Annotated in this window: 19 protein-coding genes; 11 read left to right on the top strand and 8 right to left on the bottom strand. The window is 71.1% G+C overall.

What is annotated here, in order from left to right; genetic code table 11:
• Positions 1-8 precede the first annotated feature (8 nt).
• From RIM90_RS12235 to RIM90_RS12220, 4 genes are read right to left on the bottom strand one after another with little or no spacing between them, the layout of a single operon-like run.
• Positions 9-806, bottom strand: a complete 798-nt coding sequence (locus RIM90_RS12235) for an acyl-CoA thioesterase domain-containing protein (RefSeq protein ID WP_309060682.1) — start codon at positions 804-806, stop codon at positions 9-11.
• Between the two features lie 10 nt (positions 807-816).
• On the bottom strand, positions 817-1,605 hold the full coding sequence (locus RIM90_RS12230) for an acyl-CoA dehydrogenase family protein (protein WP_309060681.1): 789 nt from the start codon (positions 1,603-1,605) through the stop codon (positions 817-819).
• 6 nt (positions 1,606-1,611) lie between these two features.
• Positions 1,612-2,709 carry an acyl-CoA dehydrogenase family protein gene (locus RIM90_RS12225; RefSeq protein WP_309060680.1) on the bottom strand — a complete coding sequence of 366 codons (1,098 nt, stop codon included), beginning with the start codon at positions 2,707-2,709 and terminating at the stop codon, positions 1,612-1,614.
• The gene (locus RIM90_RS12220) at positions 2,706-3,122 is read right to left on the bottom strand and encodes a nuclear transport factor 2 family protein (protein ID WP_309060679.1); all 417 of its coding nucleotides are present in this window, start codon (positions 3,120-3,122) and stop codon (positions 2,706-2,708) included. The genes RIM90_RS12225 and RIM90_RS12220 overlap by 4 nt, the downstream gene beginning before the upstream one ends.
• A gap of 107 nt (positions 3,123-3,229) precedes the next feature.
• Here RIM90_RS12220 and RIM90_RS12215 point away from each other — a divergent pair, with 107 nt between their 5' ends.
• From RIM90_RS12215 to RIM90_RS12165, 11 genes are all read left to right on the top strand, one after another.
• On the top strand, positions 3,230-5,338 hold the full coding sequence (locus RIM90_RS12215; protein ID WP_309060678.1) for an ABC transporter permease: 2,109 nt from the start codon (positions 3,230-3,232) through the stop codon (positions 5,336-5,338).
• Complete coding sequence (locus tag RIM90_RS12210) at positions 5,319-6,029, top strand: ABC transporter ATP-binding protein (protein WP_309060677.1); 711 nt, start codon at positions 5,319-5,321, stop codon at positions 6,027-6,029. Before RIM90_RS12215 ends, RIM90_RS12210 begins: the two co-directional genes overlap by 20 nt.
• A 2-nt stretch (positions 6,030-6,031) precedes the next feature.
• Positions 6,032-6,751 carry an ABC transporter ATP-binding protein gene (locus tag RIM90_RS12205; protein WP_309060676.1) on the top strand — a complete coding sequence of 240 codons (720 nt, stop codon included), beginning with the start codon at positions 6,032-6,034 and terminating at the stop codon, positions 6,749-6,751.
• On the top strand, positions 6,748-7,167 hold the full coding sequence (locus tag RIM90_RS12200; protein ID WP_309060675.1) for a hypothetical protein: 420 nt from the start codon (positions 6,748-6,750) through the stop codon (positions 7,165-7,167). The genes RIM90_RS12205 and RIM90_RS12200 overlap by 4 nt, the downstream gene beginning before the upstream one ends.
• Positions 7,133-7,450 (top strand): hypothetical protein, encoded by a 318-nt coding sequence (locus tag RIM90_RS12195; RefSeq protein WP_309060674.1) that lies wholly within the window; start codon positions 7,133-7,135, stop codon positions 7,448-7,450. Before RIM90_RS12200 ends, RIM90_RS12195 begins: the two co-directional genes overlap by 35 nt.
• 29 nt (positions 7,451-7,479) lie before the next feature.
• Entirely contained in the window at positions 7,480-8,781 is a 1,302-nt protein-coding gene (locus RIM90_RS12190; protein ID WP_309060673.1) for an amidohydrolase family protein, read from the top strand.
• Between the two features lie 179 nt (positions 8,782-8,960).
• Positions 8,961-10,115: a histidine kinase gene (locus RIM90_RS12185; RefSeq protein WP_309060672.1), complete on the top strand. Its 1,155-nt coding sequence runs from the start codon at positions 8,961-8,963 to the stop codon at positions 10,113-10,115.
• On the top strand, positions 10,103-10,759 hold the full coding sequence (locus RIM90_RS12180) for a response regulator transcription factor (RefSeq protein WP_309060671.1): 657 nt from the start codon (positions 10,103-10,105) through the stop codon (positions 10,757-10,759). Before RIM90_RS12185 ends, RIM90_RS12180 begins: the two co-directional genes overlap by 13 nt.
• 186 nt (positions 10,760-10,945) lie before the next feature.
• Complete coding sequence (locus RIM90_RS12175; RefSeq protein ID WP_309060670.1) at positions 10,946-13,177, top strand: MMPL family transporter; 2,232 nt, start codon at positions 10,946-10,948, stop codon at positions 13,175-13,177.
• A 438-nt stretch (positions 13,178-13,615) separates the two neighbouring features.
• Entirely contained in the window at positions 13,616-14,521 is a 906-nt protein-coding gene (locus tag RIM90_RS12170) for a DMT family transporter (protein ID WP_309060669.1), read from the top strand.
• Between the two features lie 544 nt (positions 14,522-15,065).
• Positions 15,066-16,541 (top strand): family 43 glycosylhydrolase, encoded by a 1,476-nt coding sequence (locus tag RIM90_RS12165; protein ID WP_309060668.1) that lies wholly within the window; start codon positions 15,066-15,068, stop codon positions 16,539-16,541.
• 127 nt (positions 16,542-16,668) lie between these two features.
• Here the strand turns inward: RIM90_RS12165 and RIM90_RS12160 are convergent, their stop codons facing one another.
• From RIM90_RS12160 to RIM90_RS12145, 4 genes are all read right to left on the bottom strand, one after another.
• Positions 16,669-18,126 (bottom strand): MFS transporter, encoded by a 1,458-nt coding sequence (locus tag RIM90_RS12160; protein ID WP_309060667.1) that lies wholly within the window; start codon positions 18,124-18,126, stop codon positions 16,669-16,671.
• A 271-nt stretch (positions 18,127-18,397) separates the two neighbouring features.
• Positions 18,398-19,339 carry a LacI family DNA-binding transcriptional regulator gene (locus tag RIM90_RS12155; protein WP_309060666.1) on the bottom strand — a complete coding sequence of 314 codons (942 nt, stop codon included), beginning with the start codon at positions 19,337-19,339 and terminating at the stop codon, positions 18,398-18,400.
• A 210-nt stretch (positions 19,340-19,549) separates the two neighbouring features.
• Positions 19,550-20,449 carry an alpha/beta hydrolase fold domain-containing protein gene (locus tag RIM90_RS12150; protein ID WP_309060665.1) on the bottom strand — a complete coding sequence of 300 codons (900 nt, stop codon included), beginning with the start codon at positions 20,447-20,449 and terminating at the stop codon, positions 19,550-19,552.
• Entirely contained in the window at positions 20,446-22,950 is a 2,505-nt protein-coding gene (locus tag RIM90_RS12145; RefSeq protein WP_309060664.1) for a glycoside hydrolase family 78 protein, read from the bottom strand. Before RIM90_RS12145 ends, RIM90_RS12150 begins: the two co-directional genes overlap by 4 nt.
• Positions 22,951-22,955: the final 5 nt, after the last annotated feature.

Genomic DNA, 22,955 nt, shown 5'->3' with positions numbered 1-22,955 from the left:
GTGCGCGGTCAGACGAACCGCAGCAACGCCTCCTGCGCGAAGGACGCGAGCAGCACCCCCTCCTCCGTCAGTACGTCGCCGCGTCCGAAGCACCGTCCGTGCGCGGCCAGCGGACTGTGCTGGCGCAGCAGCAGCCACTGCCCGGTGCCGAACGGCCGGTGGAACCACACGGTGTGCGAGGTGACGGCCGAGACGAAGACCGTGCCGGAGTCCGCCTGCGTCACCCTCGGCACCGGCCGCAGCGCGGTGCCGATCGGCGTGAGGTCGGTGGCGTACGCGAGGAGAGCGGGCGCGGCGGCGCGGGGCGCCTCGGGGATGCGGGTCCACAGCTCGTGGACGGGGGGCTCGGCCTTCTCGGTGTCGAGGTCGGCCGCCGCCCGCGACTCCCACGGCAGCAGGCCGAGATCCACCCGGTGCTCCGGGCCGGGAAGTGCCGCGGGCGGGTCGGTCGTCTGGCGCTCCGGCCCCTCCTCCCAGCCGTGGAGGCTCGCGTTGGCCACCGCGATCACCCCGTGCCGCTGCCGTGCGACGAGCCGCACGGTCGCGAACGTGCGGCCCTGCTGTGGTACGTCGGTCTCGTAGACCACCGGTTCGCCGGTGCGGCCCTCGCGCAGGAACTGGGTGTGCAGGGACTTGAGTTCCCTGCCGGTCACGGACCGGGACGCCGCACGTGCGAACTGGGCCAGCAGTTGCCCGCCGAACAGCCGGCGGTACTCCAGCCGCTGGGAGCGGCCCTCGTAGGTGTGCTCGTCCACGGCCGTCAGATCGAGGCAGCCGAGCAGGTCGGGCCAGAGGTCGGTGGTCACGCGGCTCTCCTCACAGGTCGACGAGACGTGGAGTACGGCCCTCGCGCAGGAGCAGCGACCCCGCCTCGCGTGTGAGGTCGCGGGCGGAGCCGAGCAGTCCGTCGAGGACGAGGGCGCGTTTGACGTGTCGGTGCAGATCGTGTTCGGCGGTGAAGCCGATACCGCCGAGTGCCTGCTGGCAGTGCCGGGCGGCGGTGAGGGCGGCCCGGCCGGCCGCCGCCTTGGCGAGGAGGGCACAGGTGTCGTCGTCTCCGGTGGCCGTCAGGACCGCTTCGGCGCCCTCCAGACCCACGTACGCCTCGGCCAGGCGGTGCCGCAGTGCCTGGAAGGAGGCCAGCGGACGCCCGAACTGGTGCCGGTCCAGGACGTGCCGGCGGGCCAGCGCGAGCATCGCCCGCCCGGTCCCGAGCAGCCACCAGCCCAGCGCCCGGCGTCCTTCGGCCAACGGCACGGCACCGCCCGCGGCGACGCGCCGCAGCGGGAGCGAGGGGTCCAGCGGACAGTCGTCCGCGCTGCCGTCCCGGGCCCACTCCACCCAGAGACCGCCCGTGTACGGCAGCGCCGGTGTCCGCCCCGGCGGGCCTCCGGTCTCGCGCAGGACGATGTCGTTGAGGACGGACGCGTGCGCCCCCGTCTCGCCGAGCAGGCGGAACACCAGCGGGATCGCCGTGCCGGGCTCCTCGGCCAGCATCTCGGCCCAGCCGAGGTCGGCGAGCGAGGCGTCGAGGACAGGGCCCGAGGCGCCCGACATCGTCTTGCGCAGGGTCTGTTCCAGCAGCTCGCGCTCTTCGGCGTCCACGAGCGGTCACTCCTTCCCGAGATCCAGCAGACGGCGGGCGGCGATGTTGCGCTGGATCTCCGCGGTGCCGCCGTAGATGGTCGCCGCACGCGAGTAGAGGTACTCCGTGCGCCATGCCCCCTCGTCCGTCAGTTCGACGGTGCCGGGCAGCAGGTCGCGCGCGGTGTCGAAGAGCCGTTGCTCGGCGGTGGCGAGGAGGATCTTGTCCACGGACGTCTCCGGCCCCAGCCGGCCGCCCTCGGCCAGCGCCCGCTGGGTGAGCGCCGAGCGGCAGCGCGCGGTGTGCAGATCGAGCCAGGCCGCGCCGAGGGCACCGGCGTCCGGCTCGCAGCCGTCCGCCAGCAGCCGGTCCAGGCGGCTGTGCAGGTGGGCGATCCGGTGCCAGAAGCAGGTGGAGCGCTCGTGCGGCAGCAGGTCCATGGCCAGCTTCCAGCCGTCGCCCGGTGCGCCGAGCAGGCGCTCGCCGGGGACGCGTACCTCGTCGAGGAAGACCTCGGCGAACTCGTCGACGCCGTGCATCGTGCGCAGCGGCCGTACGGTGATGCCGGGGGAGTCCATGTCCACGAAGAAGGCACTGATGCCGTCGTGGCCCGGCCCGCCGGTGCGGGCCAGCAGGACGCAGCGGGCGGCGTACTGGGCGAGGCTCGTCCACACCTTCTGCCCGGACACCACCCAGTCTCCCCCGTTGTCGCGCACCGCCCGCGTGGACAACGAGGCCAGGTCACTGCCCGAGCCCGGCTCGGAGAAGCCCTGGCACCACTGTTCGCGGCCGCTCAACAGCCGGGGCACCATCTCGGCGGCCAGCGCGGGCGGCGCGTAGTCGATCAGGGTGGGGACCAGGACCTCGACCATCGACCAGATGCCGGGCTCGGCCAGGTCGCGTGAGGCGACCTCCTCGCCGAGCACCGCCCGCAGGACGCCGGGCCCGCCGAGTCCCCCGACCTCGCGGGGCCAGCCGTACCGCATCCAGTCCGCTTCCCACAACGCCCGGCGGACTCGGGCGAGTTGTGCCACCTGGGCATCGAGGCCGTGGTCGTCGCCCGGAGCCAGATCGTGGCCGTCGAGCCAGGCCCGCAGCTCCCGCCTGAATTCCGCGGTTCTCATGAGCGGGTGCGCTCGAAGGCGTGCGGGCGGCCGGAGTCGTGGTCGCCGCTGCGCCGGATGAAGGTCATCGCGCGGGTGCGCAGCCGCCATCCCCCGGCCGTCCGTACGTAGGTGTCGTTGTAGTAGCCGATGCGCATCGCGTGCTCGGAGTGCTCGACGAAGCACAGGGGCTGGGTGCCGGTGGCGGTGTCGCCGTCCAGCTCGATCACCGGCGTGCCCACGAGGAACAGGCCCTTGGGCGCCGCGGCGATCAACGCGGGGAACTCGTCGAGCGGGTAGGTGTCGCCGAACGCGCTGTAGCTGCCGTCCGCGGTGAACACGCCGAGCACCCTGTCCACGTCGCCGCGGGTCATGGCGACCGCGTAGCGGGCGAGGAGTTGTTCGATCTCCACCAGGTCGTCGGTAGGGCTCAAGGGGCTGCCTCTCTCGTTGTCCACACGGGAAGAGAATGAGATTCTCGCTGATGAGTATCATGTACGAATGGTTGATTCTCCAATAGAGAGAAGCTAGTTTCCAAGCCATGGATCAATTCCTGGCCTTCACGGTGGTGGGCCTGAGCACCGCCGCGATCTACGCCGTGATCGGCAGCGGCCTGGTACTCACCCACACCACGGCGGGCGTCTTCAACTTCGCCCACGGCGCGGCCGGCATGCTCGCAGCCTTCTCCTACTGGCAGCTCGCCGTCGGCTGGGGGTGGCCGGTACCGCTCGCCCTCGCCACCGTGCTGCTCGTCCTCGCGCCCGCCTTCGGCCTGTTCGTGGAACGCGTGCTGATGCGCCCGGTCCAGGCCCTCGGCGAGGCCGAACGACTCGTCATGACAGTGGCCCTGCTCACCGGGTGCATCGCGCTCGCCCGCTGGGTCTGGGATCCCAACAGCCCCCGGCCACTTGCCCCGTTCCTCGCCGACCGGCCCGCGATCCGCCTCGGCCCGGCCTCCGTCACCTGGCACCAGGCCGTCACCATGGCCGTCGCGGTCGCCGTCGCCGCGGCACTGTGGTTCCTGCTCCACCGCACCCGGGCCGGCACGGAGATGCGCGCCTCGGTCGACGACCGCACCCTCGCCGGGCTGACCGGCGCCGACCCGCTGCGGGCCGGCCGTCTCGCCTGGATGCTCGGCATCCAGCTCGCCGCCGTCGGCGGCATCCTCATCGCGCCCGCCGTCGCGCTCGACGCCCAGCAGCTCTCCCTGCTCATCGTCAGCGCCTACACCGCCGCCGTCTTCGGCCGACTGCGCAGCCTGCCGCTCACCTTCCTGGGCGCGGTCGTCGTCGGCCTGCTGGAGGCCTACCTCGCCGGCTACCTGCCGCAGAACGACTACCTGCCCGGCCTGCGGCTGGCCGCACCCGCCCTGCTGCTCCTCCTGGCGCTGCTCGTCTTCCCGCACCGCAGGCTCCTCGGCCGCGACCGCCGTCTGGTCCGCGTACCGCTGCCCACCGCACGCGGCAGCCTCGTCTTCGCCGGCAGCGTCCTGCTCCTCGCACTGGTCCTGGCCACCGTACTGACCGACGAGGCGGTCGTCTCCTACGGCACGGTCTTCTCCCTGGGCATCATCGCCCTGTCCTACGTGCCGCTCGCAGGGTTCACCGGGCAGATCTCGCTGTGCCAGCTGTCCATCGCCGGGATCGGCGCGGTGGTGTGGGGCCACCTCGGTGCGCGGGGCGAGTTGTGGGCGCTGCCCGTCGCCGTGCTGGTCGCGGCGGCCGTAGGAGCGGTCGTCGCCCTGCCCGCGCTGCGCCTGTCCGGCGTCTACCTGGCGCTCGGAACCGCCGCCTTCGCCGTGATCCTCGACCGCTGGATCTTCACCCTCCCGGCGGTCGACGTGTTCGGTGTGCGCATCGCCCTGTTCGATCAGGGGTCCGTGCCGGTCACCGGTCCCGACCTGTTCGGCCGTCACCTCACCTCACCAACCCAACTGCTGCTCCTCGCCGCCGTGTTCCTCGCGCTCGCGTCGCTCGCCGTGGCCGCGCTGCGCCGTGGCCGCTTCGGCCGCCGGCTGATCGCCCTGCGCGACAGCGAGGCCGCCTTCGTCACCCTCGGGGGACGCCTGCTCGGCGCCAAGGTCGCGGTCTTCGCCCTGTCGGCCGGCCTCGCGGGCCTCGGCGGCGCCCTCTACGGGATGCAGCTGCAGACCGTCACCGCCGAGCAGTTCAACCTCGTCGCCGGTCTGCCGATCTTCCTCATCGCGGTCGTCGGAGGGCTCGGAGCCGTGGGAACCGGCCTGTTCGCGGGGATCGCCTTCGTCGTCCCGACCCAGCTGCTCGCGGACCTCGGCTCCTGGGCGCACGACCTGACCGCGCTGCTCATCGCACTCGCCGGGATGGGCCTCGCCCACAGTCCCGCCGGAGTCGTCCCCCGGATGCACGCCGAATGGGCGAGACTCGCCCGCGACCGGACCCTGTTCCCCGTACTGCTCGGTGTGCTCGCCCTGTGCTGGCTGCTCGCCGCCACCGGCGCGGTGCACGGCGGCCTGCTGCTCGTCGCGGCCCTCGTGGCCGCTCTGGCGCTCAACGCCCGCGCGTCCGCGCGCCGGGCCACGGACCACGACGTGCCGGTGGAGTGGTGGGGCGTCCGCCGCCCCTTCGGACCCGAGGACGGGGAGGTGCTGAGTCGTGCCACTGCTGCGAGTTGAGGAGGTGAGCGTCTCCTTCGGGGGCCGCCGCGCCCTGGACACGGTGTCCCTGACCGCGGAGGCCGGCCGCGTCACCGGGCTCATCGGACCGAACGGAGCGGGCAAGAGCACCCTGTTCGACGTCGTCTCCGGACTGCGCCGGCCGCTGACCGGCCGGGTCCTGCTCGACGGACACGACGTCACCCGGGAGGACCCGGCCCGCCGGGCCCGACGCGGACTCTCCCGCACCTTCCAGCACCTGGAGCTGTTCGGCCGCCTCACCGTGCGCGACAACCTCCTGGTCGCCGCCGAGCTCGGCCCCGGGCGACGGCACGCGGCCCATGCCGCGGACCGGGTGCTGGCCCGCCTGGGTCTGACGGACCGGGGCGACGCGCCCGCCGACGCCCTGCCCACCGGCGTGGCCCGGCTCGTCGAGGTCGCCCGCGCGCTCGTCCTGGAACCGAAGGTCCTGCTCCTCGACGAACCCGCCGCGGGACAGGACGCCGAGGAGACCGGGCGGTTCGCCGATCTGCTCCGCTCCCTCGCCGGTGAGGGCACCGCCGTACTCCTCGTCGAGCACGACATGAGCCTGGTCATGACCGTCTGCGACGAGGTCCACGTCCTCGACCTCGGCACCGTCGTCGCCAGCGGACCGCCCGCGCGGATCCGCCACGACAAGACGGTGCTCGCGGCCTACCTGGGGGAGGAATGACCATGGGAGCCACCGGGGGCCCGCTCCTCGAACTGAGCGGCGTGCGCGCCGCGTACGACGGGATCACCGTCCTGCACGGCGTGGACCTCGAGGTCGGCGCCGGTCAGGTCGTGGCACTCCTGGGCCCCAACGGAGCGGGCAAGACCACGACCCTGAAGGCCGCCGCGGGAGTCCACCCGATCAGCGGCGGCCGGCTCCTCCTCGGCGGCCGGGACGTCTGCGGGGCCCGTGCCGGGGAGCTGGCCCGGGCCGGCGTCTGCCTCATCCCCGAGGGCCGTGGGGTCTTCCCCAACCTCTCGGTGCGGGACAACCTCTGGATGATGACCTTCACCGGCCGCACCCGGGAGGAGGTCGAGGACGCCGCCTACGCCCGCTTCCCCGTGCTCGGCGACCGGCGCGCACAGGCCGCCGGCACCCTCTCCGGCGGAGAACAGCAGATGCTCGCCCTCGCCCGCGGACTCACCACCGATCCCGCCGTCCTGCTGCTCGACGAACTCTCCATGGGGCTGGCCCCGCTGGTCGTGGCGGACCTGTACGAGCGGGTCGCGGACATCGCCCGGGAGGGGGTCGCGGTCCTGGTCGTCGAGCAGTTCGCCGCCGCCGTCCTGAAGATCGCCGACCGTGCCGCCGTCCTCGTCCGCGGCCGGATCCCGTGGCAGGGACACCCCGATGGTTCCCTGCACGCAGAACTCTCCTCCTACTACCTGGGGAGCGCCCCATGACGTCCAGCCCCGCCCCGGAGCCACGCGCGGAACGCTTCGTCCGCGAACTCGCCGAGCTGAAGATCCCGGACCCCGCCGTCGCACGCGCCGCCCTGTGGCTCCGCCTGGGCGGAGTCCTGATGGCCGTGGGACTCGTCCTCGGCGCGGTGGCCTTCCCCCTCGCCCACGGCACCGACAACTCACTGGCCCAGGGCGACGCCCTCGCCGTCGGCCTCGGCGGGATTGCCGCCGCGGTGGTGGGCGCGGCGCTCTTCCTGCGCTACTCGCTCACCGGCTTCCTGCGCTTCTGGCTGGCCCGCCAGTCCTACGACCTGGAGCTGCTGGGTGAGCGGCTCACCACCACGCCCCCCACGACATCGCTCCCGGAAGGAGATCCGCGCAATGGCGTCCCCCGCACCGACCCCGCGCCCCGGTGACCAGCTCGCCTCGGCCACCGACACCACACGGGTGATCGTCATCAGGGCCCCGCAGCAGGCGGCGGGCCCGATCGAGTGCGGCGGCAGCCCGATGGTCCCCGCCGCCGAGGCCCCCGCCCCGTCGCAGGTCGACGGTACGCCGGGCACCCTCATCGGCAAGCGGTACGTCGACGCCGCCGACACCCTCGAACTCCTCTGCACCGCCTCCGGCTCCGGCCATCTCGCCTACGCAGGCGAACCGCTGACCATCAAGGCGCCCAAAGCGCTGCCCGCCTCCGACTGATCCGAGACCGAGCCCCGAGGAGGAACCCCATGGACCGCGACGACATGATTCTCATCAGCGTCGACGACCACATCATCGAGCCGCCCGACATCTTCGTGAACCACCTGCCGGACCGCTACAAGAAGGACGCCCCCCGTCTGGTCCGCCGAGAGGACGGCACCGACGTCTGGCAGTTCCGGGACAACTCGGTCGGCAACGTCGCGCTCAACGCGGTCGCCGGGCGTCCCAAGGAGGAGTACGGCATGGAGCCGCAGGGCCTGGACGAGATCAGGCCCGGCTGCTACGACGTCGACGAACGGGTCGCCGACATGAACGCCGGCGGTGTTTTGGCCCAGATGAACTTCCCCTCCTTCCCGGGCTTCTCCGCCCGGCTGTTCGCCACCGAGGACTCCGACTTCTCCCTGGCCCTGGTGCGCGCCTACAACGACTGGCACATCGACGAGTGGTGCGGCGCCCACCCCGGCAGGTTCATCCCGATGGCGCTCCCGGCGATCTGGGACGCCGAGTTGTGCGCCCAGGAGATCCGGCGGGTCGCCGAGAAGGGCTGCCACTCGCTGACCTTCCCCGAGAACCCGGTGCCGCTCGGCTACCCGAGCTTCCACTCCGAGTACTGGGACCCGGTATGGCGGGCACTGACCGACTGCGGCACGGTGATGAACCTGCACATCGGATCCTCGGGTCGCCTCGCCATCACGGCCCCCGACGCCCCGCCGGACGTGATGATCACCCTCCAGCCGATCAACCTGGTCCAGGCCGCTGCCGACCTGGTCTGGTCGCGCGTGCTCAAGGAGTACCCCCACATCAAGATCGCTCTGTCCGAGGGCGGCACCGGCTGGATCCCGTACTTCCTGGACCGCATCGACCGCACCTTCGAGATGCACGCCACCTGGACCCTCCAGGACTTCGGCGGCAAGCTGCCGTCCGAGGTCTTCCGCGAGCACTTCCTCACCTGTTTCATCTCCGACCCCGTCGGCGTGAAGCTGCGCCACGACATCGGCGTCGACAACATCTGCTGGGAGGCGGACTATCCGCACAGCGATTCCATGTGGCCCGACGCACCGGAGGAACTGCACCGGGTGCTCACGGCGAACGACGTGCCGGACGACGAGATCCACAAGATGACCCACGAGAACGCGATGCGCTGGTACTCCTTCGACCCCTTCGCGCACATCCCGCGCGAGCAGGCCACGGTGGGCGCGCTCCGCAGGGCCGCCGAGGGCCACGACGTGTCCGTGAAGCCCCGCAGCAAGCAGGCGGCCGTCGCCCCGACGGAGAAGCTGGCGAACTACCGCAAGAAGGCGGAGGCGGCACTCGCGATGTCCAAGGACTGAGCCCTCACAGGTGGAACCGGTTCGGTGCGGATCCTGTGGACGACCGTTGTCGGCTGTTCTTCGACCGGCACCTTGCGCCCGTTGGGCGCGGAGGGAGGAGCGGTGGTGTAGCCCGCTACACCACCGTGGGGTGCTGTGCTCTCCCGCTCGCGGTCGCCGGTCCGCCTAATGTGAGCGATATGTGGAAAACGATGGGCCAGGCCGCTCGGGCGACCCTTCAACTGGGCAGATCGGTCGTGATGGTCTTCGGGATGTGCCTGTTTGTCTGCGTGCTCCTGATCGCAGCCGCCGGCACGCTGATCGTGATCGGCGCCTGGCTGTTCCCGGAAACGGTGTTGCTGATTCGCCGGATCGCCGGTGCCAAACGGCATCTGGTCGCTTCGTGGACGGGCAGCGAGATCCCGCAGGCGTACCAGCCGATCACCGGCCGCCTGCGGGAACGTCTGCGTACCTCGGTGCGAGACCCCGGCACCCGCTCCGACCTGCTGTGGATGGCGGCCTTCTACGTCTACGGCTGGATAGGGCTGCTCACGGTCCCCCTGTGGCTGCTCGGTCTGGTCGTCGACGGAGTGTGGAGCGGGCTGCTGCGGCGCCGACCGGTCGTACTGCCGCTGATCAGCCGCCTGGCGGACCTGGAGGCCGGCTGGTCGGCCGCCCTGCTCAGGCCCTCCCCGCAGGCGGTGCTGGCGGCCCGGGTCGACGAACTGACCGAGACCAGGGCAGACGCCATCGCCGCACACGGCGCGGAACTGCGCCGCATCGAACGCGACCTGCACGACGGCGCACAGGCACATCTGGTGTCCCTGTCCATGCGGCTCGGGCTCGCCCGGCGTGCCTACGACCATCAGCCCGAGACCGCGCGCAAGCTCCTCGACGACGCGCAGGAACAGGCGGAGCAGGCCCTGACCGAACTGCGCCAGGTCGTACGGAACATCCACCCCCCGATCCTCTCGGACCGGGGCCTGGCCGGAGCGGTGCGAGCCTTGGCGGCCGGCAGCGGACTGGACGTGGCCGTCGCCACCGACGGTCTGGCCGACGACGGTCCCCGGCCCCCCGCGGCGGTCGAGGCGGCAGCGTACTTCGCCGTGGCGGAGGCCCTGACCAACGCCGCCAAGTACAGTGGCTCCCCACGCGCCACCGTCCGGCTCGAACGGCTGCGCACCGGTCTGCGGGTGACCGTGCGGGACGAAGGCACGGGCGGCGCGGACGAGACCGGTGGCTCAGGGCTGATCGGCATCCGTCGCCGGGTGGCCGCGCTGGACGGTACGGTGACGGTGATCAGTCCCGAAGGAGGACCGACAGTCGTTGCCGTGGAGCTCCCTTGCGTGTGGTGATCGCCGAAGACAACGCGCTTCTGCGTGAAGGTCTGGTCCTCCTGCTCACCTCGTCCGGACACGAGGTGGTGGCCGTCGCCGGAACGGGGCCGGAAGTCTTGCCGGCCCTGCTGGAACACCGCCCGGACGTCGCCGTGCTCGATGTGCGCATGCCGCCCGGATTCCGGGACGAGGGGCTGCGCGCGGCCCTCGCCGCCCGTGAGCGGATCCCGGGCCTGCCGGTACTGGTGCTCTCGCAGTACGTCGAGGAGTCCTACGCCGCCGAGCTGCTGAGCGGCGGCAGCAGCGGAGTCGGGTACCTGCTCAAGGACCGAGTGGGAAGAGTGGACGAGTTCCTCGACGCCCTGGAACGGGTCGCCGCCGGAGGCACGGCCCTGGACCCCGAGGTCGTCACCGAGCTGCTCACCCGCCGCCGCGACTCACCGCTGGACTCGCTGACCCCTCGTGAACGCGAGGTGCTGAAGCTGATGGCGGAGGGGCACGACAACACCACCATCGCCAAAACCCTGGTCGTGACGGAACGCTCGGTGAGCAAGCACATCGGCAACGTCTTCCTCAAACTCGGTCTGCCGCCCAGCGACAGCGGGCACCGCAGGGTGCTGGCCGTCCTCACGTATCTGAAGGACCCGCGCTCGGCCGTTTGACGCCCTCGCCCGATGGTGTAGCGGGCTACACCATCGGTTCGGGAGATCACTCCCTCGTCGCGGCGCCCGCCGGACGGGATCGTGGAGAGCACACAGGGCACGCCGCCTCGGCGTCCGCCGCGGCGGACGCGAGTGCCGGCCCTGTCTCTTGCTCCGTACCGCTGATGTGGAGGCGTTCTCCCCGCCATGGCAACTTTTCTGTACAACGTCGGTCGTATGGCCTTCCGACGGCGCTGGCTTGTCACGTTCCTGTGGGTGGGCGTGCTGGCCGCCGTGGGCTTCGCCGCGGCCAAGGCACCCGCCGCCCCCGACGACGGGTTCGCCATGCCGGGCCTTGAGTCGCAGAAGGCGTTCGACCTGATGGACGAGCGCTTCCCGGATTCGGGCGCCGAGGGTGCGAGCGCCCGGCTCGTGTTCGTCGCCCCCGACGGGGAGAAGGTCACCGCCACGGAGAACAAGGCGGCCATCGAGGAACTGGTCGGCGAGGCCGGCGAGGGTTCGCAGGTGGTCCGGGCGGTCGACCCGTTCCAGGCGAAGGCGGTCAGCGAGGACGCCTCCATCGCGTACTCCACCGTCACCTTCGAGGTGAAGGCGGCGGATCTCACCGACGCGAGCAAGGAACACCTTCAGAAGGCCGTCGACCAGGCCAGGGACACCGGCCTGACCGTCGAGGTCGGCGGCGACGCCCTGGCGACGCAGCCCGCGGCCGGCGGATCGGCCGAGGCGATGGGCCTGCTGGTGGCCGCGGTGGTCCTGGTGATCACCTTCGGCTCCATGGCCGCTGCCGGACTGCCGCTGCTGACCGCGATCATCGGCGTCGGCATCAGCATGACCGGCATCATCGCCCTGGGCAGCACCTTCGGTCTCTCCCTGACCACCGGCACGCTCGCCTCCATGCTCGGCCTGGCGTGCGGCATCGACTATGCCCTGTTCGTCGTCTCCCGCTACCGCGAAGAGCGCGCCAAGGGCCGTGACCCGCGGGAGGCGGCCGGGCTCGCCGTGGGCACCGCCGGATCGGCCGTGGTCTTCGCCGGCCTGACCGTCGTCATCGCCCTGGCCGGGCTGTCGGTGGTGGGCATCCCGATGTTGACCAAGATGGGCCTGAGTGCCGCCGGCGCGGTTGTCATCGCCGTCCTGATCTGCCTCACCCTCGTGCCGGCCCTGCTCGGCTTCTGGCCCAAGGCCGTCCTCGCCCGCCGCGACCGCAAGGCGGCCAAGCGGGGCGGCGAGATCACCACCTCCGGCCGCAGCCAGACCGCCGACAACATGGGCAGCCGCTGGGCCAGCCTCGTGGTGCGCCGCCCGGTGCTCGTGCTGCTGCTCGGTGTGATCGGCCTGGGCGCGCTGGCCATCCCGGCGACCGGCCTGCAGCTGGGCATGCCCGGCGACGAGGCCAAGCCCACCACCACCACCGAACGGCGCGCCTACGACGCCCTCGCCGAGGGCTTCGGCCCCGGCTTCAACGGCCCGTTGACCGTCGTCGTCGACACCAAGAACAGCGATGACCCCGAGGCGGCCGTCGCGACCATCTCCGAGGAGATAGCCGCCACCGACGGCATCGTGTCCGTTTCCCCGGCCCAGTTCAACCAGGCCCGCGACGCGGCCATCCTCTCCGCCACCCCCTCCACCGCTCCCACCGACGCCGAGACGATCGACCTCGTCAAGGCCATCCGCAGCGACCGTCCGGCCGTGGAGCAGCAGGTCGGCGCCACCTACGAGATCACCGGCAGCACCGCGGCGAACATCGACTTCGCCCAGAAGTTCCAGTCCGCGCTCGTGCCCTACCTGATCGTCGTGGTCGGCCTGGCCATCGTGCTGCTGATGGTGGTCTTCCGCTCCCTCCTGGTGCCCCTCAAGGCCGCCCTCGGCTATCTGCTCTCCGTACTGGCCGCCCTCGGCGCGGTGGTCCTGGTCTTCCAGCACGGATACGGCGCCGAACTGCTCGGCGTGGAACAGACCGGTCCGATCATGAGCATGATGCCGATCTTCCTGGTGGGCATCGTCTTCGGACTCGCCATGGACTACGAGGTCTTCCTCGTCTCCCGCATCCGCGAGGCCTACGTCCACGGTGAGCGGCCCGCTCAGGCCATCGTCTCCGGCTTCCGCTCCAGCTCCCGGGTCGTGGTGGCCGCCGCGCTGATCATGATCGCGGTGTTCTCCGGCTTCATCGGCTCCGCCGAGTCCATGATCAAGATGATCGGCTTCGGCCTGGCCGTCGCGGTCCTCTTCGACGCCTTCGTGGTCCGCATGGCCGTCGTTCCCGCCGTTCTCGCCCTGCTGGGCGACCGCGCCTGGCGCCTGCCGCGCCGGCTGGACCGTCTCCTGCCCGACATCGACATCGAAGGTGAAGCCCTCACCCGCACCACGGCGCACACACCGTCCCACCAGTACGAGAACGAGCCCGCATACCGCGGATAGAGAACCACGACCCGGTGGGAGGCCTTCTGCGCACCCATCGACTGACCGGGGCCGCTCCAGCGGTGGCGGCCCCACATCCGCCGTGACCGTGGGGACGGGGAACGGCGGGGACCGGGCCCGGCGGCCGAGCGAATCTTCCGCTCGCCGCCGGGCCCGAGCCGTTCCGGCGGCTCCGGCGACACTGCTCGGCTTCCTCGGCGGCATGCCGGGACGAATCCCCCGGTGCGGAGCGGCGGTGGCCGGGTGTAGCCCTCTACACCTCGGACCCGGGGGCGCACCGCCTCGTCATGGTGCTCCCGCGACGGAAGTCTGGAGACCGGGGCGTCCTCCCACTTCCTCACCCGGACGGCACGTGTTCCGGCTGGGGCGGCCCCTTCTCTCGTCACATCGCATCACCGGCGTGTGCGAGACCGCAGACCTCGTGACTGGAGAGTTGTCGTGACGAACATCCCGGCTGCCGTAGCCCTCGCCCTCGCGTCCGTCGTCGCCTACGCGACCGCGGCCGCGGTGCAGCACCGGGTGGCCGAGAGAGCCGCCGGGGCCGGTCTGCGAGCCATGCTGACCGACGGCGTCTGGTGGGTGTCGGTCTGCGCCAACGGTCTCGGCGCAGTCCTGCACGTCGCCGCCCTCGCCTACGGACCGCTGAGTCTGGTGCAGTGTCTCGGCGCCCTCACCATCGTCGTCGCGGTCCCGATCGGTGCCCGCGCCGCCGGCCGGGGCGTCGGCCCCGCGGAGTGGAAGGGCGTCTGCCTGACCGCCGCCGGTTTCGCCCTGCTGCTCCCGCTCATGTCGACCACCGGGGCGGGCGGCACTCTCGCCACCACGGGATCCCTCGCCGTCGCGGCGATCGCCCTGCTCGTCGCCGCCCTTGCCGTGTCCGTCCGTCATCCGGGTCTGCGCGCGCCCGTGTTCGCCACCGCCTCCGGGATCGTCTCCGGCACCGGTTCCGCCCTCACCCAGACCGTGCTGCACACCGGCCGGCTGCTCACGTGGCAGACGTTCGTGATGGCGCTGGCGGCGATCGGCCTCGCGGTGGTGGGCGTGCTGCTGTCGCAGTCCGCGTACACGGGCGGACTCGGAACTTCCCTGGCGATTCTCACCCTCGCCAACCCGCTCTGGGCGGCCGTCATCGGCGTGGCGCTTCTCGGCGAACGGTTCTCGGGCGGGGCCCTGGGGACAGTACTGGCCATCACGGGCGCCGTGCTGACCGCCCGAGGGATACTGCTGCTCGCCCGGTACTCCTCCCGTGGTCTCGCTGCCCCGCCCGCCGTGCCGACGGTGGAGGCGGTACGGCGGATCGCCGACCACAGCTGTCCGCCGAGAGTCACGGTCGTCTCCCCGTGAACTGTGCTGTTCTTCGGTTCTCGCCCCTTCCCCAGCGGTACCGGCCGTTACCCGATCTTGATGAAGCGGCCCCTTGTGAACGACCTCCGACTTCGTCTTGGCTACTGACACGCGTCAGTAGTGCCAATTCCGCCCGACTCAACCCACCTGCAGGGCCGAAACAGGGAGATCTGGATGAGTACCGATCCAGTAGGACACAGCGTCGTGGTGACCGGTGCGGCACCGTACATCGGACGCGCGGCCCGCCCTCACCTTCCTGCCTCCGACGCAGCCTCCTTCGTCAACGGGGTGGTGTTCCCGCCCGCCGACGGCCGGTCTGCCGCCTGAACCGCGCCACTGCCCGTCCCTGTGGCTGGACCGACATCTTGCGTCCACACGGCGATCCGCCTTGCGTGACCGATGCCGCCATCGACAGCACCTCCCCGCGCGCGAGGATCGACCCGCCGGTCCTCGCGGCGTTCCGGCGGTTTCGACCCCGGCGCCCCTCATGCCCCGCTCGACCGGGCCGACGCCCGACGGCCCGCACCTTGAGGAGACAGACATCATGACGACACCCGTCATCGCGGGATTCCACCCCGACCCCTCGGTCTGCCGCGTCGGCGACGCGTACTACCTCGCCAACTCCAGCTTCGAGTACGTACCGGGCGTTCCGATCCACCACAGCACCGATCTGCTCACCTGGACGCACATCGGCAACGCGCTGACCCGTCCGAGTCAGCTCACGCCGCACGCAGGAACCGCCAGTTCGGGCATCTACGCGCCGACACTCCGTCACCACGACGGCAGGTTCTGGCTGGTGACGACGAACATCTCCGAGATACGCCGGGGACACCTGATCGTGTCGGCCGAGCGGCCGGAAGGGCCGTGGACGGATCCGGTGCACGTGGCGGGCACGATCGGCATCGACCCCGATCTGACCTGGGACGAGACAGGCGTATGCCACCTCACCTGGGCTTCCTTCCAGCCCTGCCTGCACGGCATCGCGAGCGTGCCGATCGATCCCACGGCCGGCGCGATGCTTGCGGAGCCGCGCCTGCTGTGGAACGGCACCGGTCTCGCCGCCCCGGAAGGACCGCATCTCTACCGCGTGGGGGAGTGGTGGTACCTCCTGCTCGCCGAAGGCGGCACCGAGCGAGGCCACGCCGTCACCGTCGCCCGCGCCCGTACCCTTGACGGCCCCTTCGAGGCGGCTCCCCACAACCCGATCCTCACCCACCGCAGCACGGACCACCCGGTGCAGAACACCGGGCACGGCGACCTCGTGGAACTGGCCGACGGATCCTGGGCCATGGTGTACCTGGGCGTGCGACCGCGCGGAAGGACCCCCAAATTCCATGTCAACGGGCGCGAAACCTTCCTTGCCGGCGTGGACTGGGTGGACGGCTGGCCGGTCGTGGACGAGCAGCGGTTCGCCGCGCGACCACGGGACCACGCCTTCACCGACCGGTTCGAGACGTCCGAACTGGATCCGCGCTGGGTCGCGCCCGGCACCGCTCCCGCCACCTTCGCCCGCTGGGAGGACCGAGGCCGCCTGGTGCTCGAACGGCCGTCGCAGCAGGAGTCGCCGGCGCTGCTTCTGACGCGTGCCAGGGACACCCGGTGGACCGCACAGGCACGACTGGACACGTCCGGCGGAACCGGCCGTTTCCTGCTCCGGATCGACGGCGACCACTGGTACGGGCTGACCGCCGACGCGGACGGCGTCGAGGCGACGGCCGCCATCGGACCCGCCGTCAGCCCGGTCGCACGGAGGTCCCGCTGCGCCGGGAGGAACGTCACCCTGCGCATCACGGTCCGGGACTCCGACCGCCCCGCGCAGTTCGGCGCACCCGACGAGCCCGACCTCGTGGAACTCGCGGTGGTGGGTGACGACGGTACCTGTGACGTCCTGGCCACCCTCGACGGGCGCTACCTCTCCACGGAGGTGGCCGGAGGATTCACCGGCCGGATGCTCGGCGTCGAACCGGTCCACGGCCAGGTCGTGGTCGAGGAAGTGTCCTACTCGACTCAGCTGGGGTGAGACGCCGCGGCACCGGGGCCACCGGACCCGGGCCGTGGGCTCCCGGTGGTGTGTACCGACCGACCGGCTCTGTACACACCACCGGGGAACCGGATTGGCTTCCCGGAAGCCGGTCCGGGAACGGGTGTCAGGCCGCCTGCCCCGCCTCGACGGCGTCGACCGGGCGAGCCTTGGGAATGGCCGCCACCAGAAGCGTTCCGACCGCACAGGCGCCGGCCACCAGCAGGAACGCGTTGGTGAAGCCGGCGTCGAGATAGAACTGCGTGCCGTGCGCGACGGCACCGTCCCGGGCCATCGTCGTGAAGACGAGCTGGGTGATGACCACCTGCATCACGCCCTGCACGAGCCACTGCGAGCCGTTGGCGAGGGCCTGCTCCTCGGGAGCCACCGACTGGATCACCATGATCGGCATGATGGAAACGACCAGACCCATACCGGGGCCGCTGATCAGGCCCATCACAATGAACTGCCACTCGTTGTGGTGCAGTTGGGATCCGACAGCGTAACCGGCCGTGACGAGCGCGCCGCCGATCGCCAGCAGGATCCTGGTGTCGAACCGGCGGGCGAGCTTGCCCGCCAGAACGGCGATCACGATGACCAGGACACTGATCGGAGCGCTGACCACGGCGCTCTTGGTGACCGACCAGCCCAACCCGTCGGACACACCGGGGATTTCGGGCATGAGGGTGAGGATCATGGTGACCGTGCCCACCGCGTAGGTCGCACCCGCCGCGACCGAGGTGGCCAGGAAGACGGTCCACACACGACGCCTCCTGACCAGCGAGAGCGGGACGAGCGGATGGGCCACCTTCGCCTCGTAGGGGATGAAGACGAGCACCGCCAGCACACCCAGCCCGATCCAGGTGAGAGTCTTGCCATTGGTCCAGCCCCAGTGTGAACCCTCGCCGATGGCGTAGACGACAGCGGTCAGGCCGCCCCCCAGTAGCAGGCCGCCGATCCAGTCCATACGGTGGTCCGACTCCCGTACCGGACTCTCGGGGATGCAGAAGAGCTGCAGCAGCAAGCACGCGGCGGCCGAGCAGGCGATGAACCACAAGGCGGCGCGGAATCCATTGCTGTCGAGCAGCCAGGCCGACAGGAAGGGGCCGCCCAGCCCGACCAGACCCACACTGGCCGCGAGCACGCCACTGGCCGTACCGACCAGGCGCTTGGGGAACACATCACGCGCCATGGCGTAGGCGATGAACGCCGAGGGACCGTAGACGCCGGCGAAGACGCGTCCGACCAGCAGCGTCTCGTAGTTGGTCGCCAGTGCCGCGATGACGTCACCTACGAGTCCGAGGACGGTGATGGTGACCAGCACCCGCTTCTTGCCGTACATGGCCGCGGCCTTCATGGCGAAAGGCGTCAGGAAGGTGCCGATCAGAGCGGCGCCCAGGGTGAACCACGCGATCTGCGTGGTGCGGAAGTGGATCGCCACCTCCGCCTGCGCGTTGCCGGCGAGCAGACCCGTGATCGGGTTGAGCGCCACGGTCCACAGCAACGCAACGAGAGCGAGTGCGTGACGGGTGGAGAAGCCGCTCTCCTCGGGTCTCGTATCCGAGACGATTTCGGTGGAGGACATGGTTCGCCTTTCCGTACGGGGAGGGTGCACGGGATGTCGTGTTGAAACGATTCAATGCATGCGCTGAAGGAGTTGGGCGGGGGTAGGCCTCGGGGTGGTTGCAGGCGGTCGCGGGGAATGCGGTGCTGGTCCGCGAGAAGCGGTGCGGCATCTGCTGCGTTGGGTGCTGACGCGCGTCAGTGGCGCGCGTCAGTAGCAAACAGCAGTGGCGTGGTGCCAGCAAGACGTCTACTGGTAACGGCTGGATAACGGGATGAGGGATGCCGGGTGGCTATGTAGAGGATCGATGCACCAGCCGCAGGCCGGCGGCGGGGGAGGGGGAATCCTGACGTCCTCCGCGAAGGCCGGCCAGCACCGCTTCGGCCCGGTACCGCCCCGCTTCCTGCAGGTCGAAGTACACCGTGGACAGGGCGGGTGCCGCGAAGCGCGCCATCGGAATGTCGTCGGCCCCGATGACGGCGAGGTCCTCGGGAGCGCTCAGCCCGATGTGGCGCATGGCCGCAAGGAGCGCTATGGCGTGTTCGTCGTTGAAGGCGCAGACCGCCGTGACCGATGCGTCGCGCCAGCGCCTCAGCGGCCGGACGAGATCGTCGATCTCCAGATCGGCGGCCAGGGCGACGGGCTGTGCCACGCCTGCGTCCGCACAGGCGGAGATCACACCCTGCAGCCGGTCCTCGGCCATGCTCCGGAACCTGACCTGTGCCGGCAGGAGGTAACCGATCCGACGATGCCCGCGGGTGATCACGTGCTCGGCCTGGAGACGCCCCAGCGGAGCCATCGAGGGGAAGACGCTCTCGGCAGTGGGCGACACGACGGTGACTCCGAGCCGTTGCATCGCCTGGACGATGTCGTCGTCGAACGCCTCGAAACCGAGGACGGCGGAAGCGCCCACAGCGGCGCACACGTCGGGCAGGCTTCGGCTCTGCCCCGCCATCAGGTGGGTGACCAGCGTCAGACCGTGCTCGGCGAGAGAGGAGGTCAGCTCTTCCACGAAGCGGCTGATGCTGGGACCGATGGGCAGATCGGGGATGGACAGCAGGACGATGTCGCTTCGGCCCGCCGCCAGCGTACGGGCCGAGGAGTTCGCACGGTACTGGAGGCGCTCGGCGGCTTCCAGGACACGCCGACGCGTCTCCTCGGGGATCACTTCCCCGGGCCGGTTGTTGAGCACGTAGCTGACGGTGGTGCGCGAGACACCCGCCACCCGGGCCACATCGGCGCTGGTGCTCCGCTTCCGAGGGTGCGTCATCGTCTCCAGCCCGTTTCAGCGGTCGGCATGACGCGGTGCCGGCCGCGGCAGCCCCTCCGCCGCAGTTCGCGACGGGTGCGTCGATGATACGTTCCACGCCCTGCCGGAGGGGTGGAACGGCAGGCGGTCCCGCCCGGCCCGATCCGTCCCTCCGGCTGATCATCGACTCACCGGTCACGCGCTCAGGGGTTCGCCTGGTTCGTCACCCCCTCGTGCTGCCGAGGTGATCCACCTGCTGATGACGGTGATGCCCATGCCGAAATACGGCCGGTGCGGACGGTCCAGGAACCCGTGGGTGGCCTCCGGTACGACGTGGTGGTCGACGCGGGTGCCGGCGGCCGAGAGCTCTCGGGCGAAGGCTCCGCCGGAAGCCCGCAGGGTGTCGCGGTCGGCGTCGACCATGAAGGTCGGCGGCAGCGGCGGGAGATCGTGACCGCCGGGGAAGGCGAACGGGAGCGCCATGGCCTCGTCGGACCCCGCGTAGTTGTGGTTCATCCGCCGCACCACGTGCGGACGGAACTGGACGAGTCCGTGTCGGCCTCGCACCCGGCTCCGTAGTTCCTCGGGGAGCGGCGGGAGCGCCGCGTGGAAGGTGCCGTACACGAGGACGAGACCGGCGGGCATCGCGTGCTCCTCGGCGTGCATGCGGAGCGCGGCGGCCGCCGTGAGGCAGGCGCCGGCGCTCGCGCCGCCGAGCAGGACAGGGCCCCGCCCGGACGACACGGCGTCGAAGGCGTCGACGACGTCGTCGAGCGGCACGGGAAACCGGATGCCCGGCAGCCGGCCCGGGGGCGGATCACGGAACGGGTTCCATCGGGGCACCCGGCGGTAGTCGACCGCGACGACCTCGATCCCGTTGCGGGCGAGGGCGGCGCCCACGGCATGGGACTCGTGCTGGTCGAGGCCACCGGCCGAGAACCCTCCGCCGTGCAGCCATACCAGCGTTCCCGCCGACGGGCCGTCGGCGACGTAACGCCTGACCGGGATGGAGCCGTGACGGCCCGGCACGTGGTCGTCGTGGAAAACGATGCCCTCGCTGAGAGCGCGCACCGCCCGTACGGCCTTGCCCCTCACGCCTGCCGCCCCGCGTCGGTGGCCGACAACTGCCCGAGCGCGGCCTTCAGATCGCGCTTGAGCGCGTCGGCTCCTTCGGGTAGACGAGCCGCAACCGTCGCGAGCGACATGTCCGCCAGATGGTCCCCGGCGGCTTCGATGGGGACGCCGGGGAAGTGCTTGCGCATGACGTCCAGCACGGCGGCCCAGACCGCGGCGTCGCGCTGGATCTCCCGCAGGGGCGTGTCCATGGTGATGTCGTCGGGGCCGCTCCCGCCGGAGGCGGGGTAGTGCCAGGAGTACTCCCCGCCCTCCACGTGTTCCACGAGACGGTCCGGGTGCAGGGGCAGTTCCACGGTCGCGGTGGCGCCCTCCGGCACGGTGACGTCGACGTGCATCTCACCCGCGTCGAGACGCCAGGCGACCTCCGCACGGCCCAGGACGGTGTCGTGCGCCGCCCACGCGGAGTCGAGACCGCCGCCCGGCTTCGGGGAGATGCGGATGCGGCGCCAGCCGGGCTCGGCGCGTTCCAGCCCGCCCACGACCCGGTGCAGCCAGTCCGCCACGGCGCCGAGCGCGTAGTGGTTGAGCGAGGTCATGCCGGTGGAGTTGAGCGTGCCGTCCGGGAGGACGGAGTCCCAGCGCTCCCAGATGGTGGTCGCTCCCATGGTCACCGGGTAGAGGAACGACGGTGCCTTCTCCTGGAGCAGCAGGTCGTATGCCTCGGAGAGATGGCCGGTGGCGGTCAGCGCGTCGGTGATCAGCGGGGTGCCCGCGAACCCGGTCGCGATGGTGAAGCCCGACTTGCGCACCAGCGTGGCGAGGCGCTCGCCCGCGGTCGCCAACTGGTCGTCGTCGAGGATGCCGAACATGATCGCCAGGGCGTACGCGGTCGCGGACTCGTTCACGACGCGGCCTGCCTGCGACACGTACTCCCGGCGGAAGGCCGTGCGCACGCGCTCGGCGAGCCGGGTGTAGTGCTCGGCGTCCTCGGTCTCACCGAGGACCTCGGCAGCCCGCGCGAGTTCGCGGGTGGTCCTGCACAGGTAGGCGGAGGCGACGAGATGGGGGTCCGTCTTGCCACCGGCGGGGTTGTCGGCGGGCGCGTCCGGATCGAGCCAGTCCCCGAACTGAAAGCCCCTGCTCCACAGCCCGTGCTCGTCGAGCATCAGCTCGACCTTGCGCATGAACGCGGTCATGGAGGCGTAGGCGGCGCGCAGGATGCCGGGGTCGCCGTACTCCTGGTACAGCAGCCAGGGCAGGCTGATCGCGACGTCGCCCCACAGGGCGGTCGGCGTGGATCCGGTCCGCAGGACGTCGGGCACGACCATGGGGACGTCACCCGTCTCCTCCTGCTCCGCGGCCAGGTCCCGCAGCCAGGAGCCGAGGAGGTCCCGCACGTCGTAGAGGAAGGCGGCGGTGGGGGCGAAGGCGTTGAGGTCCCCGGTCCAGCCGAGGCGCTCGTCCCGCTGCGGGCAGTCGGTGGGGACACCGACGAAGTTGTCCCGCATGGACCAGACGGTGTTCTCGTGCAGCTTGTTCACCAACGGGTGGGAGGACTCGAACCAGCCGGTGCGGACCATGTCGCTGTGGACGACGACGGCGTGCACCGACTCGGGGGAGACCTCACCGGGCCACCCGTCGATCTCGGCGTAGCGGAACCCGTGGAAGGTGAAACGCGGCTCCCAGGTCTCCTCGCCCCCGCCGCGCAGGGTGTACCGGTCGGTCGCCGCGGCCGTGCGGTTCGTCTCGGTCTCCAGCTCTCCGGCGGGGGTCAGCACCTCGGCGTGGCGCAGGATGACGGTGCGTCCCGGCTCCCCTTCGACGGTGATGCGGACCCATCCGGAGATGTTCTGCCCGAAGTCGACGATCGTGCGTCCGTCCGGGCTCTCGAGAACGGCCTTCGGCGCGAGTTCCTCGATGCGCCGGATCGGCGGTGCGGTCGGCGTCTGCAGCGTCTCGGGGTTCCAGTCGAAGGGCACGGCACGGGCCCAGCCGGAGTCGTCGAAGCCGGACCGGTTCCAGCCGTCCGGCTCAAGACGGGCGTCGTACGTCTCGCCGGCGTAGATGCCGTTCGCGCGCACGGCTCCCGTGCCGACACGGAAGGACTCGTCGGTGCCGACGACCTCGACGCGGTCGTCGAAGTGGAGTTCCAGCTGGGCGCACAGAGCCGGTCGGTCGGCGTAGTTGTGCCGCCGGTTCTCCCAGGTGAGTGACCCTACGGCCCAGCCCTCGCCGACGATGGCGCCGAACGCGTTCGCTCCGGGCGCCAGCAGGCCGGTCACGTCGTGGTCCGAGACCATCAGACGGTGGTGGTAGCTCGTCCAGCCGGGTGCGAGCATCTCGTCGCCGACCCGGACACCGTTGACGTACGGCTCGACGATGCCCAGGGCGGTGACGCGGAGTACGGCGCGCCGAAGCCCCTCGGCCACCTCGAACTCCCGCCGGAAGTACGGTGCCGGGTCGCCCTCGGCGGAAGGGGCGGCGGCGCTGATGAACGAGGCTTGCCACGGGTGCGGCATGGGTG

Source organism: Streptomyces sp., from assembly GCF_031181555.1.
Lineage (GTDB): Bacteria > Actinomycetota > Actinomycetes > Streptomycetales > Streptomycetaceae > Streptomyces > Streptomyces fimbriatus.
Note: the sequence above shows the minus strand (reverse complement) of the source record. Positions and strands in the feature narration are given on the sequence as shown.